The 13500-nt window shown below is 67.0% G+C and carries 11 protein-coding genes and 2 tRNA genes; 5 read left to right on the top strand and 8 right to left on the bottom strand.

All coding sequences use genetic code 11. The features are described from left to right. Nucleotides 1–5: 5 nt before the first annotated feature. The 4 genes from ACFE64_RS00345 to rpsA all read right to left on the bottom strand — a co-directional run bounded on the left by ACFE64_RS00345 (nucleotide 6) and on the right by rpsA (nucleotide 3633). Nucleotides 6–1316 carry an ABC transporter substrate-binding protein gene (locus tag ACFE64_RS00345; RefSeq protein WP_375390447.1) on the bottom strand — a complete coding sequence of 437 codons (1311 nt, stop codon included), beginning with the start codon at nucleotides 1314–1316 and terminating at the stop codon, nucleotides 6–8. Nucleotides 1317–1402: 86 nt separating this feature from the next. Continuing rightward, a tRNA-Leu gene (locus ACFE64_RS00340) sits at nucleotides 1403–1486 on the bottom strand. Between the two features lie 43 nt (nucleotides 1487–1529). Then, entirely contained in the window at nucleotides 1530–1808 is a 279-nt protein-coding gene (locus ACFE64_RS00335; protein ID WP_375390446.1) for an integration host factor subunit beta, read from the bottom strand. Nucleotides 1809–1923: 115 nt separating this feature from the next. Next, the gene (rpsA, locus tag ACFE64_RS00330) at nucleotides 1924–3633 is read right to left on the bottom strand and encodes a 30S ribosomal protein S1 (protein ID WP_375390445.1); all 1710 of its coding nucleotides are present in this window, start codon (nucleotides 3631–3633) and stop codon (nucleotides 1924–1926) included. Between the two features lie 465 nt (nucleotides 3634–4098). Between rpsA and ACFE64_RS00325 the strand changes: the two genes are divergently transcribed. Continuing rightward, nucleotides 4099–4476 (top strand): hypothetical protein, encoded by a 378-nt coding sequence (locus ACFE64_RS00325; protein ID WP_375390444.1) that lies wholly within the window; start codon nucleotides 4099–4101, stop codon nucleotides 4474–4476. Between the two features lie 32 nt (nucleotides 4477–4508). Here the strand turns inward: ACFE64_RS00325 and cmk are convergent, their stop codons facing one another. Further along, nucleotides 4509–5153, bottom strand: coding sequence for a (d)CMP kinase (cmk, locus tag ACFE64_RS00320; protein WP_375390443.1), 645 nt, complete (start codon nucleotides 5151–5153; stop codon nucleotides 4509–4511). Further along, nucleotides 5150–6496, bottom strand: coding sequence for a 3-phosphoshikimate 1-carboxyvinyltransferase (gene aroA, locus ACFE64_RS00315; protein WP_375390442.1), 1347 nt, complete (start codon nucleotides 6494–6496; stop codon nucleotides 5150–5152). The genes cmk and aroA overlap by 4 nt, the downstream gene beginning before the upstream one ends. A gap of 99 nt (nucleotides 6497–6595) precedes the next feature. On the opposite strand from aroA, the gene ACFE64_RS00310 reads away from it, so the two are divergent. Then, nucleotides 6596–6922, top strand: a complete 327-nt coding sequence (locus ACFE64_RS00310) for a TIGR02300 family protein (protein ID WP_375390476.1) — start codon at nucleotides 6596–6598, stop codon at nucleotides 6920–6922. An 80-nt stretch (nucleotides 6923–7002) separates the two neighbouring features. Next, nucleotides 7003–7078, top strand: a tRNA-Ala gene (locus tag ACFE64_RS00305). A gap of 312 nt (nucleotides 7079–7390) precedes the next feature. On the opposite strand, the gene ACFE64_RS00300 is transcribed toward ACFE64_RS00305, so the two are convergent. Further along, complete coding sequence (locus ACFE64_RS00300; RefSeq protein ID WP_375390441.1) at nucleotides 7391–8008, bottom strand: DUF5675 family protein; 618 nt, start codon at nucleotides 8006–8008, stop codon at nucleotides 7391–7393. A 9-nt stretch (nucleotides 8009–8017) separates the two neighbouring features. Beyond that, on the bottom strand, nucleotides 8018–10255 hold the full coding sequence (locus ACFE64_RS00295; protein WP_375390440.1) for a hypothetical protein: 2238 nt from the start codon (nucleotides 10253–10255) through the stop codon (nucleotides 8018–8020). A gap of 134 nt (nucleotides 10256–10389) precedes the next feature. Between ACFE64_RS00295 and ACFE64_RS00290 the strand changes: the two genes are divergently transcribed. After that, nucleotides 10390–10797 (top strand): hypothetical protein, encoded by a 408-nt coding sequence (locus tag ACFE64_RS00290; RefSeq protein ID WP_375390439.1) that lies wholly within the window; start codon nucleotides 10390–10392, stop codon nucleotides 10795–10797. 330 nt (nucleotides 10798–11127) lie between these two features. Further along, complete coding sequence (locus ACFE64_RS00285) at nucleotides 11128–13419, top strand: hypothetical protein (protein WP_375390438.1); 2292 nt, start codon at nucleotides 11128–11130, stop codon at nucleotides 13417–13419. The last annotated feature ends 81 nt before the right edge of the window (nucleotides 13420–13500 follow it).

The following is a 13500-nucleotide window of genomic DNA, read 5'->3' as shown; positions in this document are numbered from 1 at the left end:
GCCGGTCAAGTGGGATCGGCGCGCAACCGGTTCAACGGGTGCCAGGCACGGGTGTTCGGCTGCCACGCCTTCAGGCGCGGGGCGACCAGTGACCAGCGCAGCGGCCGCGCGAGCGGGATGAACGGCGTGTCGGCGGCGACCGCCGCATCCGCTTCGGCGATCCGCTGCGCCCGCTCGGCCACGCTCGACGCATCGCGGGCGGCGAGCACGGCCGCGAGCGCAGCCGCGCCGCAGGGCTGGCAGGCCGAAGCGAGATACCAGCGCGCGCTGTCGTAGGGCGCGACGGCGTCGAGCAGCCGCAGGTCGGCCGGGACGGCGATCGGGACGCGGACAGGCATGACACCCAGGCCGCGCAGCACGCCGGCGAGCTGGCCCCACAGCTCGGTCGCGCCCGGCCCGGCGGGAAGCGCGAGGCGCAGCGTCACCGGGCGGCCCCACGCAGCGACCTGCGCCCGCGCCGCGGCCCGCCGCTGGTCGAGCGGCAGCGCCGCCCAGGCAGGCGAAACCGGCGGGGCAACCGAGTCGAGTTGCTCCGGCAGCAGCCGCTCGGTCGCCGGCCAACCCGGCACGGCGGCGGTGATCGCGCCGCGGTCGAAGGCCTGGGCCACCGCTGCCCGGTTGGCCGGATCGGCGAGGAAGCCATCGCGGCTGACGATCGACAGGCCGAACAGCCCGGCCGCCGGATCGATGCGGAGCGCGCCGGCGGCCAGCTGCGCGCGCACCGCGAGCGGCCAGTCGGCGAAGCTGCCGCCGGCCACCAAATCCGTCTGCCCCGCCGCGAACCGCGCAACCGCGAGCGCGGCGCGCTCGCCGGTCAACCGCACCTGGTCCTCCGGCCCGACGACTTGCGGACTGTCGGGATCGGGCAGGGGACGCAGCAGCAGCGTACGGGCGTCCTCGCGCAGCTCCAGAGGGCCGCTGCCGCTGCCGCGGCGGAGCAGCGCGAGCTCGGGCTGGGCGAACAGCTTGAGCAGGTCGGGCCGGGGCCGCTTGAGTTGCACCTCCACCACCTGCGGCGTCATCGCGACGACCTGGTCGACCGCGGTGAGGAACGGGGCGAGCGGGTTGCGCGCGCCCGGCGCGAGCTGGCGTTGCAGTCGGTCGGCGACCTGCTCGGCGGTGACGGATGTGCCGTCCGCCCAGCGCGCCTCGCGCAGGCGGAAGATGTAGCTCATGCCGCCGTCCGTCACGATCCAGCGCTCCGCCAGGCCGGGCTCGATCTGGCCCGCTGCGTCGAAACGAACCAACCCCTGCGCGACCGCGTCGATCAGCAGGCGCGAAGGCAGGCCGAGCGCGCCCTTGCCGGTGTCCGTCAAAACCGGACGGCCACCGATCGCGCTGACCCGAACCGGGCCGACGTCCGAACTTCGCTGGCAACCGGCAAGCGCGAGCGCGAAGAGCGTGGTGCGGACGGCGGGACTCGAACCCGCATTCCAGAGGAAGCCGATTTTAAGTCGGCAGCGTCTACCGATTTCGCCACGTCCGCCCACGACGGCGGACAAGCCGCAAGCCATCCGACAAATCAAGCGTCAGACGTTGAGCCGGGCGCGCATTTCCTTGCCGGGTTTGAAATAGGGGACGCGCTTGGCGTCGACGGCGACGGCGTCGCCGGTGCGCGGGTTGCGGCCGTCGCGTGCGTCGCGAGGACGGGTGGAGAAGGCACCGAAGCCGCGCAGCTCGACACGGCCGTTCTCGGCAAGCCGGCGCGTGATCGAATCGAAGAAGGTGGCGACGATCGCCTCCACCTCGCGCGGAGACAGCCCTTCATTCTGCTCGCCCAACTTCTGCACCAGTTCGGATCGGATCATCCTGCCCCCGCTCAGATCATTCCCGTTGATACGAACGCTACTCCCTGCGGAATAGCAAGCATGCGACATGGCCCAAGCCGGGACGCCGCCGCGCGCGACGTCCCGGCCCGGTTGTTCACTCTCCCGAGCGCGCCTTCAGCGCCGCGCCGAGGATGTCGCCCAGCGACGCGCCCGAGTCGGACGATCCATACTGCGCCACGGCCTGCTTCTCCTCGGAGATCTGCATCGCCTTGATCGAGAAGGTCGGCTTCTTGGACCGGTCAAAGCCCGTCACCATCGCGTCGAACTTCTGCCCGACCTGGTAGCGCTCCGGCCGCTGCTCGTCGCGGTCGCGGCCGAGATCGCTGCGCTTGATGAAGCCGGATGCGCCGTCGTCGCCGGCCTGCACCTCCAGCCCACTGTCGCGCACCTCCAGCACCGTCACCGTGATGACCTGGTTCTTGCCCAGGCGATCGCCGGCCGCGGCCGTACCGCCCGCCACGGGACCGCCGCGCTCCAGCTGCTTCATGCCGAGCGAGATGCGCTCCTTCTCCGGGTCGACGTCGAGCACGACGGCCTGCACCGTCTCGCCCTTGCGGTGGAGCGCCAGCGCGTCCTCGCCCGCCACGCCCCAGGCGATGTCGGACATGTGCACCATCCCGTCGACATCGTTGTCCAGCCCGATGAACAGCCCGAACTCGGTCGCGTTCTTGACTTCGCCCTCGACGGTCGAGCCGACCGGGTGCGCGGCGGCGAACGCCTCCCACGGATTGGACTGTGCCTGCTTGAGGCCGAGGCTGATGCGGCGCTTGTCCTCGTCGACCTCCAGCACCATCACGTCGACCTCCTGCGAGGTGGAGACGATCTTGCCGGGGTGGACGTTCTTCTTGGTCCAGCTCATCTCGGAGACGTGGACCAGGCCCTCGATGCCCGCCTCCAGCTCGACGAAGGCGCCATATTCGGTGATGTTGGTGACGCGGCCCGACAGCTTGGCGCCGATCGGGTATTTGGCCGAGGCGCCGTCCCACGGATCGCTCTCCAGCTGCTTCATGCCCAGCGAGATGCGCTGCGTGTCCTTGTTGATGCGGATGATCTGCACCTTCACGGTGTCGCCGATGTTCAGCACCTCCGACGGGTGATTGACCCGCTTGTAGCTGAGGTCGGTAACGTGCAGCAGGCCGTCGATCCCGCCCAGGTCGACGAAGGCGCCGTAATCGGTGATGTTCTTGACCACGCCGTCGATGATCTGCCCCTCGTGCAGCGACTGGATCAGGCCGGTGCGCTGCTCGGCGCGCGTCTCCTCCAGCACCGCGCGGCGCGAGACGACGATGTTGCCGCGCTTGCGGTCCATCTTCAGGATCTGGAAGGGCTGCGGGATGTCCATCAGCGGCGTCACGTCGCGGACCGGGCGGATGTCCACCTGCGAGCCGGGCAGGAAGGCCACCGCGCCCGACAGGTCGACGGTGAAGCCGCCCTTGACGCGGCCGAAGATCACGCCCTCGACGCGGGTCTGCTTGGCGAACTCGGTCTCCAGCTTGTCCCACGCCGCCTCGCGCCGCGCGCGGTCACGGCTGAGCATCGCCTCGCCGTGCATGTTCTCGACGCGATCGACATAGACCTCGACCTCGTCGCCGACCTTCAGCTCGGCCTTCTGGCCGGGCGCGGCGAACTCGCGCAGCGGCACGCGACCTTCTGATTTCAGGCCGACGTCGATCACGGCCAGGTCGTTCTCGATCGCTGTCACGGTGCCGTGCACCACGCGACCCTCGAAGCTGTCGGCGCCGCCGAACATCTCGTCCAGCATGGCGGCGAAATCGTCGCGGGTGGGAAGGGCTTGGGTAGCCATAGAGTTCAGGTAATCCTCGTGTCGTCGTTTCCGGCCGGCCGGTTGGTTCCAGCGGTCTTCAAGCCGATGCCGCCGCGGTCGCCCCATGCGGACGCGGCATCCGGGCGGACAGGGCTCGGGAGGAAGGATTGCGCCAATGCGAAAACGGCGCGACAGGGCAAGCCTCCGCGCCTTCCTCCGCAAGCATCGCCCGCCGGACGCATTGCTGATAGCGGATCGAGGACAGGTGAGCAAGGTGGGCGCGCGCGATCGCCATCGCTGCCGGCCGCCCGTTTCGCGGGCAACCTGACTCGTTCCGACGCGAGCCGGATCGCCGCTGAGCGACGCCCTCGTGTCCGAAGCGCGCCGCGGACCGCGCCTCAGCTCACCGTCCATCTACAATTCAGCTGTTCAACGCTCCACATGATTGCATAGGCGGCAGCCTTGCCGCGAGTCGGCGGGGCGGGTCGAGTTTCAGGAGCGTACATGAGCCGACTTCGCCTGACCGCCGCGGCACTCGCGGTGCTGACCCTGCTGGTCAGTGGCCTTTTCTGGATGAACGCCGACATCAACGCGGGCATCCCGGCGGGAACGTCGGCGGCCGCACTCTCCCTGGCGGTCGTCCTGCCGTTCGGGGCAAACGACCCGCGGGGGCGCAAGCGCGTCTTCGCCGCCCTCGTCGCATTCCTCGTCGCCGTCGCCTTGTCGCTCTGGATCGCACTGCAGACAATGGCCGGGTATGGAGCAATGGGCGTGCTCGCCGGCTTGCTGGGGGCGGGGATGGTCTTGGCGGTTTGGTCGTTCAGGACGCGCAACCGGCGGCGGCGCTCCGCCTGGGCCGACTATTACGATGCTGCGGGGTGAGACCCGCCCGAGCCGCGCCGACCCGGCGCCGGTTAAGCCTGAGCCTCTCCCGTTCCGCGGCCGACCCGCCCATCTACCATGGCGATCGCCTTCTGCACGCTCGCCTCGATGGACAGGAAACTCGTGTCGAGCAGCATTGCATCGACCGCCATCACCAGCGGCGCCACGTCGCGGCGCATGTCGCGCCGGTCGCGGGCGCGAATGTCCGCGAGGACCCTGTCGTAGCTCATCGACGCGCCGTGCGCCTGGAGCTCGGCGTAGCGGCGACGCGCGCGCGTCGCGGGGGTCGCCTTCACGAACAGCTTGGCGTCGGCGTCGGGCGCGATGACCGTGCCGATGTCGCGGCCGTCCAGCACCGCGCCGCGCGGCTGGCGGGCGAAGCGCTGCTGACGACGGAGCAGCGCGGCGCGGACCAGCGGGTGGGCCGAAACGATCGAGGCGAGCTGGCCGATCTCGTCGGTGCGCAGCGCCGGATCGGCGAGCGTCAGGTCGTCGAAATCGCAGGCCGCCACCGCGTCCGCCTCGCGTGCCGGATCGAGCTCCAGCCGCCGCACGGCGGCGGCGACGGCGCGGTAGAGCAGGCCGGTATCGAGATGGGGCAGGTCGTAATGACGTGCCAGCGCCCTCGCGACCGTGCCCTTGCCCGACGCCGCGGGGCCGTCGACCGCGATGATCATGCGTTCAGCCAGGTGGGAGATGCGCCTAGCCGCGCCATCGTCGCCAAGAACGTCGGATAGCTGGTGGCGATCGGTACCGCGTCGTCGATCGCTATCGGGCGGCGCGAATGGAGGCCGGCGATCGCCATGCTCATCGCGATACGGTGATCCAGTCGCGTGGCGACACGGCCGCCGCCGGGCAGCGGCTCGCCGCCCGTGCCATCGATGGTGAGGCCGTCCTCATGCTCCTCCACCGCGACGCCCGCCGTGCCGAGCGCTGCGGCCATCGCAGCGATCCGGTCCGATTCCTTGACGCGCAACTCATGGGCGCCGCGCGCGACGGTGCGGCCCTGCGCGAAGGCAGCGGCGACGAACAGCGCGGGATATTCGTCGATCATGCTGGGCGCGAGCTCGGGCGGAACCTCAATGCCGGTCAGCGCGGAGTGGCGCACGCGCAGGTCGCCGACGCGCTCGCCGCCGGTCTCGCGCTCGTTCACGATCGCGATGTCACCGCCCATCAGGCGGAGCGCGCGATAGATGCCGTCGCGGGTCGGATTGAGGAGCACGTTCGGGAGCAGCAGGTCCGAGCCCGGCACGACCAGCGCGGCGACCGTCCAGAACGCCGCGGACGACGGGTCGCCCGGCACGATGATATGCTGCGGCACCAACTCCGCCTCGCCGCGCACACCGATGACCCTGCCTTCGCCGGTTTCCTCCACGGTCAGCTCGGCGCCGAAGCCGCGCAGCATGCGCTCGGAATGGTCGCGCGTGGCGACCGGCTCCACCACCGTCGTGATCCCGGGCGTGTTGAGGCCGGCGAGCAGCACCGCCGATTTGACCTGCGCCGAGGCGACCGGGAGCGTGTAGCGGATCGGTATCGCGGGCAAGAGGCCGCGCACCATCAGCGGCAGGCGGCCCGCGGGGCTGGCGATGATGTCGGCGCCCATCCGCGCCAGCGGCTCGATGACGCGCGCCATCGGCCGGCGCGAGAGGCTGGCATCGCCGGTGAACGTCGCCGTGATCGGATGCGACGCGACAAGCCCCATCAGGAGGCGCGTCGAGGTACCGGAGTTGCCCATCGCCAGCGCCGCCTCGGGCTGGAGCAGCCCGCCGACGCCGACACCGTGGATGCGCCACGCGCCATCCGCGCCACGCTCGATCGTCGCGCCCATGGCGCGAAGGGCCGCCGCGGTGGCGAGCACGTCCTCGCCTTCCAGCAGCCCCTCCACCCGGCTCTCGCCGACGGCGAGGCTCGCCAGCATCACCGCGCGATGGCTGATCGACTTGTCGCCCGGCACGGCCACGCAGCCGATGAGCGGCCCGGACGCGGCGACGGCGAAGGGGCGGGGAGCGGCGGCCGACATCGGGCGGCGGCTTTGACAGGGGGGTTGCGCCATGGCAAGGCGCGCCCGATTTTCGAGGCGACAGACCTCGAACACCCAACATGAAAGGCCATGCACGGCATGATCCAGCCGGAATGGGGCACGAAGCGCCAGTGCCCGAAATGCTCCACGCGTTTCTATGATCTCCACAAGGATGAACCGGTCGCCTGCATCAACTGCGGCTATGCGTGGAATCCCGAGCCGATCCTGAAATCGAAGCAGCCGCTCGCGTTCGAGCAGGTCAAGGCGGTCGCCAAGGCGCCCGACAGCGATCTGGAAGGGGAGGACGCGGAACTGGAGGCGATCGCGGCGGGTGACGAGGGCGAGCCCTCGGCCGATGACGAGGTCGATCTGGGCGGCGACGACGACCTGGGTGTCGAGACCGTGACGGAAGACGACGAGCATTGAGGAAAAGCGCAGGCGCCTCGCCCGGGGGCCGCTTGCCAGCCCGGTGTGCGGCCGCTAGGGCGCACTTTCCCGGACCGGATGGGGCCGTAGCTCAGCTGGGAGAGCGTCGCAATGGCATTGCGAAGGTCAGGGGTTCGATCCCCCTCGGCTCCACCATCCCGCCGGCGTGAAGTATTCACAGCGAGCAACGATCTGACCGGCCCGGCGGCGTTCGGGCGCTTGCGCCGGAGCCCGATCGTTCGACGGCGGTCGTAAAAGGTCGCGGCCGTTGCGACCCAGCGACGAAGCACGACGATTGGCGGGCCATGCCCGATGAAGATGAGCACTATGTCTACGCTGTAGCACTATGATAGCAACGAACCGTTCTGATCCTACCGAGACATTGAGCATCATTTCCACATCAGGTCGTTCGCTTCCGCGCAGGATATGGCGGTCATAAGCAGTGTTTTGATGGGCATTACCCTCCTCTCAAGCACCTGCGACACGCACGCGGATTGGGGTATTTGAGGCCATCGCATTGCTCTCGACATAGTTGCGTAGGGATTTGATTGACGGTTCTGGGGAATCAGAAAAGCTGCAGGGACTGCGAGCAGGGCATGAGGGCGTTTTGTGGCCGAGGATGATGCAGCCTCGGGACCAGCTTGCGTCGCGGCCGTAGTGGAACTGGATGGCGGTTCTGTGCGGTACGTTTGCGAGTTCGAGCCGCCACGCCCTGTCCTGCAGTACCGCGCCTGCGTTGAGTTCGTTGCCGCTCCACATCCACCTCTTGGTAGCGTCCGTGCGTACGCTGGCGCTGTAGGTGGCTTCGGGGATGGATGAGGGGCGGCCACTGTCGGGCTCATAGCTCAGTTCGACCGTGTCGGTGATGAACGTGAGCAAGCCCGTGGCCTGTTCGGCGGTATCCAGGTTGATGTTGCTTGGCACTCCGTAGAGCTTGCCGGCCACGCACGGCAGACATTTGGTGTCATAACTGTGTTCGCGGACGAGGAGGAGCTTCACAGGGCCGCCCTGCGCTCGCGCCACCATCCACGGTGCCGGGATGGTCGCTAAGCCGAGCGCGCCGGTGATGAACGTCCTGCGATCCATGTTGCCCTCCTAGAAGCGCCAATTGGCTGGGTTGAGTGCATTTGCGGCATTCTCGATCGCCTTGCCCGTCTCGCGTGCGATGTTGCCGGGCGCATCCGCCAGCGCCTTGAGCGGCGTCGTCCGAACCTTTTCCATCTCGTGGTTGAAGCCCTCGATCGTGTTCTTGCCGCCCTTGGAGAGCTCGTTGAGAGCGTGACCGACCCCGGCGATCGCCGAGTTGGCGACCTGGATATGGGCGATCACGATCTGACCGACTACCGAGTCCTTCGAGACTGTGTCGCCGGTGATAAATTTGGCAAGCTTCTGAAACTCGTTGCCCTCGCCAAAGCAGCCCGACTGCCCAAACTCAGCGGTCCGGCAGCCTTGCAGTTCGTTGAGCGTGAACCTGCCAACGATGCAGGCGGCCGTCGTCACCGGCACGCCGCCGCCCGAGGCCGCGCATTGCAGGATGATTTGCTGGCCCGGATTAAGCTTCAGCAGCGGCGCGGCGACGCACACGCCGGCCGCCATCGGGTCACCGCCCGATTCCGCTGCGCATTTGACCACCGCCGCCTGCTCCGGAGGCAGCGCGCCACCGATTGCGCACACCGCCATGCCCGCTTCGGTCGTCGAGGAGGTGTAACAAGCGACGGCCTGCTGAACGGGTGCTGGAATCTGGTCGCCGCCCATGCAGACGATTCGCGCTGCGGTGTCGCTTTGCTGGTTAAGGCATTGCGCGATCCGCGCTCCGTCGCCGCCTATATTTCCCGCGAGGCACTGCAGGTCCGCAGCGGACTGTGCGCCCGCGACGCATGCCCATTCGGGCGGCAGCGCCGCCTCGATCGCGCAGCCCTTAGCCTTCCGCTCGACGCAATTCTGCATCTGCTGCAGCGCCTGCGCCGCCTTGCCGTCCGGGACCAGGCAGCGGATCCGGTCGGTGCCGCCATTGTCGAGCAAGCAGTTCGCTTGGGTCGCGATTTCGGGGGGCACCGATTTTCTCGCGAGGCACGCAGCTGCTGCGCTCGCGTCGCCTTCGGCGGTGCAGGCCTTGTAGATATCGACCATCGTGCCGAACGACCCGACCGCGTCCGAATATGGCCTCGGCACGAACGCGTCTAGTCCGAGGTCGCTGATCCGGCGCCGGGCCGATTGCAGCACTGCACCGGCGTCGGCCACCGCCGCCAGCTGGGGCATGCAGGGGCCGCCGTTCAGGCATTCGAGCATCGCCGGATTGTCGATCTCGTAGCCGGCGCATTGTGCCACCGCCGCCACGTCAGCGAGGCCACGATACACCTTGCATTCGGTCAGCCGGATGCGGGCGACCTCGTCCTGTAGGTTCGCGAGCTTGAGTTCCGCAGCGTCGACCCCGAGATCCCACGCATCTTGCGGATTGCGGAAGGCAAGCGCGGTGCGGAGCACCGTGCTCCTGGGGAGACCGATCTGCGCGGTCACGACCGACGAAAGCGGCGGCAGGTTCGGGTTGGCGACGATACGGGCGACGCCGCGCTCGAAAAGCGCCTGGACCTTGTCGGTGGCGAGCTGTTCGGGCCAGCTCAACCCCGGCCTCGTCTCGACCACTTTCGGTGCCAGCCCGCCCGTATCCGAATATTCCAGCATCAGCGGCTGGTTCAGCGGCATGTCAAAGCCCTTCTTCAGCGACCAATAATAGATCGCCTCGAACACGCGCTCGCGCCGTTCGCCTTCGGAAATCGTGCCGTCGGCGGCTGCACTTCGGGACACGTCGAGCTTTGGACAGAGCTTGGCGGTGCATTCGCGCTTCACCAGCGCGAGCCGCGTCCCGTCGACATAGGTGCGCAGCGGGTCGGTCTGACCGATCGCAGAGCAGCGCTGAACGACGGCCTGCTTGTAGACGCCGCGCGCGGTGATCAGCGCGTTCTGCGTGCGCGCGATCTGGGCATCGGAATAGATCGCCTCGACAATCGGCACGAACAGCCGCGCCTCGCCGTCGAGCGCGGTCATGAAGGATTGACCGGCATCCTGCACCGCGATTTTGAGGCAGTTGCCATATTCCTTGTTGGCAGTGGCGGGCCGCGGTCCGACCGCCGCCATGTAGAATCCATAGGCGAGCGTCGCCTCGGTCTGGCCGCCATTCTGCTGTGCCGCCACCGCGACATGGCCGACTCGTTGCTCGAACCAGATCGAGTTTTGCGGCGCCGGTGCCGCCACCGGTGCCGGCGCTTGCGCCTGAACAGAATGACTTAGCGATGCGAAAATGATCGCTAAAAAGCCGAGCAAGAGCCCCCGCATGCCCACTCCCCTCTTGTTGCGAATATGGTTATTATCACATGGTCATTTGCGAGTCTCGGGGGGCGATCATGAAATGCACCAAGTTGAATGCGAGTGGAGGACTTGTCGCGGTAGTTCTGCTGCTATCCACTCCAGTGCAGGCGCAAGTCACGCCGGGGACCAAGTTGCAGGCCGACATCGTCACCGCGGTCGCGCAGGCGCTGGGAGCCGTTCCGGACCAGCTTCCTGACTATAATGCCGAACTCCAGACCGCCCGGCACGAAGCCGACGTTGCGACGATCTGCGGTGGAGCGGGCAAGCCGCGCTTCCTCAACCCGACCGTTGCCAACAAGGTCGTCGCCCGTGCGCTCGATCTCGTGAAGCAGAGCAACGCCGCCGTCGCCGAAAGGCCTCAATATGTAACTGACCTCATCATCGCGAGCGCCGTCTCATTCGAAGCTGGACGCTTGGCAGGATCCACGCCCGAATACCGTGCGGCCCTTTGCGCTCCGCCGGCGCCGCCTCCTCTGCCTCAACCGGCACCAAATCCGCAGCAGCAATAGGTGATCACGGCAGGGAATCAGACCGAGAGTAGAGCCGGCGGCTTAAGAGTAAGAAACGGCGGCAAACGGCGGCAGTCGGCGAAATGGCGGGCCACGCCAGATGATGACGGCACTATGTTTACGCTATAGCACTCTAAGGCCGCACGCGATCAATGCGGCCTGCTATTTCAGTTACTCCTTGATTCTCATAGCAGAATCCCGCTCGAAGAAGTGTCGAACTGAGACGACGGCTGCGCGATCGACGCCTTTAGGTAGGGTCCGAAAGCGCGCCATAGTGTTCCGTAGTGTTCCAAAACGCGCTTGACGACTCGGTCATGAGCGCGTAAACAGATGTGGAACAGTCAGGAACAATCAGATATGTCCGATGCTCGTTACACCGCTTCCAAGGTTCGTGCGAAAGAAGGCGCGACCTGGGTTCTAACATTTCGCCACCCCCTCAAGACTGACCAGCGGGGCAAGCCCGGCCGGAAGATGCGCCGCAGCGCCGGCACGAACGACGACACCCAGGCCGAGGCGTTGCGCCAGCAGCTGAGCGCGCTGCTTTCTGACGATACTTGGTTCTCCGCTGATCGTCAGGCTGCCGCTTCCGAGGTCTTCGACGATGTCGTCGTGCGAGCCTTCTACGAGGACCTCACGACCCCCACGACCCGATCCTTCGACGTGCGCGGCCAAAAGATCGACCTGCCAAGCAAGGACGACGGCTATTGCCGCGTCCTGCTGGTTGGTCCCACGGGCGTGGGCAAGACCTCGCTCCTGCGCCAGATGATCGGATCGCACCCCGAGCGTGATCGTTTCCCGTCGACCTCGGCCTCTCGGACAACAATCTCCGACATTGAGGTCATTACCGCGCCGGGTGAGGGCTATGCCTGTGTGGCGACATTCTTCAACGAATGGACCGTCCAGACGCTGGTCCACGAATGCGTAGCCGACGCTGGGGCGATCCTCTGGGACGATCAGCCAGACGCCAAGATCGCCGAACGCCTGCTGCAGCATCGCGACATGCGCTTCCGGCTTAGCTACGTTCTCGGATCTTGGGGGCAAGGTGTCCAAGCCCAGATCGTGGATGAAGACGGCTTCGAGGATGGGCCGGTCGCGTTCGAGGCAGATGGAGAGGAAGTCCCCACGGTCGAGGAAATCGCGGGCATGCAGGCGACATTGCTGGGCTATGTGGCGCGCATCCGAGTGCTGGCGGCTAAGGCCAAGGCCGATCTTGGAGTAGAGATCACGAGCCTCATCAAGGAAGACCGCGACGCCGCGCAGGACCTCTTCGAGGAAGGGATCCAGACCCAGACAGATTTCGACGAACTGGTCGGCGACATCATGGACGAGCTGCGCAAACGCTTCGATCGGCTCGATGAGGGCTTGACCCGGCGCCCCGGTGGCTGGCCGGAGTCGTGGGTCTTCACCTCTGATGATCGTGACGAGTTCATCCGCACCATCCGCCGCCTGTCGAGCAACTGGGCACCGTCGTTCGGAACCATGCTAACCCCGCTGGTGGACGGCATTCGCATCCGTGGCCCGTTCGAGCCCCGTTTCGGCGACGGTGACCGCAGGCTTGTTCTGCTTGATGGCGAAGGTCTAGGTCACGCCAAGGATTCGGCGACTGGCGTGACCTCTCACATCACCAGCCGCTTCGACCAAGTCGATGTCATCTTGCTCGTCGACACGGCCAAAACGCCAATGCTCGATGGTGCCACCTCGGTCGTGCGAGCCGTGGCCGCCAGCGGCCACCACGACAAGCTGGCAATCGCCTTCACGAGTTTCGACCTGCTCAAGCGCCAGGCCAATCTTCCCACTCTGGGCGACCAGCGCGCCCATGTGATGGCCACGGTCACACAGGCGTTAGCGAGCCTGAGGGACGTGGTCGGCGCGCCCGTGATCCGGGCCATCAGCCGGAACATCGATGACCGGTGTTTCATGCTGGGCTATCTTGATCGCCCGATCACCGACAAGAACCCCGCGCCGGCCGCCGAGCTTCTGCGCCTGCTCGACTATTTCAAGACGGTCGGCCTGGCCAACGCCGCCTCGGTGCAGGTCAAGCCGGTCTACGAGTTAGCCCGGCTGTTGTTCTCGATCCAAGGCGCCGTCGCGGAATTCCATAGTCGCTGGGACGCGATCCTTCGCCTGGGCGGCGCGCCAAACGCGCGGCGCGCGCACTGGGCAGAGGTAAAGGCGCTAAACCGCCGGGTGGCGCTGCGTATCGACAACTACGAGTATCAGGACCTGATGCCCGTTACCGACCTAGTCAGCCGCCTCTCGGAATGGATCACTCGCTACCTGGACACCCCGCTGCGCTGGGAGGGCAAGCAACCGTCTGAGGAAGAGGCCGAGGCCGCTTTGGGCCTTGTCCAGCGGGAGGTCTACAAGCGCTTGGCGCCTCTGGCCCATCAGAGGCTTATCGAGGCCGGGTACGGCCGGTGGACGCGAGCCTTCAACCTGTCGGGGCGCGGCTCGACTTTTGACCGGGCGCGGACGGTCCAATCCGTCTATGTTGAAAATGTTCCTGTACCGGGCCCGACATTGGACCATCGCTCGACCGATCTGCTTCGCGAGATGCAGGCTCTGGTCGGTGAGGCCATCGAGGCTGCGGGGGGCACGTTGATCGGTGAAGCGCTCGGCTGATCCGAGGCGGCTAAAGCGGCCGATGATCCAACCCAGCTTGCTGCTCGCCAGCATAACTAGCTTGCCACCGGGGTCCAGCAG

Origin of the sequence: uncultured Sphingomonas sp., assembly GCF_964250165.1 — a bacterium.
GTDB lineage: Bacteria > Pseudomonadota > Alphaproteobacteria > Sphingomonadales > Sphingomonadaceae > Sphingomonas.
This window is presented reverse-complemented; position numbering and strand designations above follow the sequence as displayed.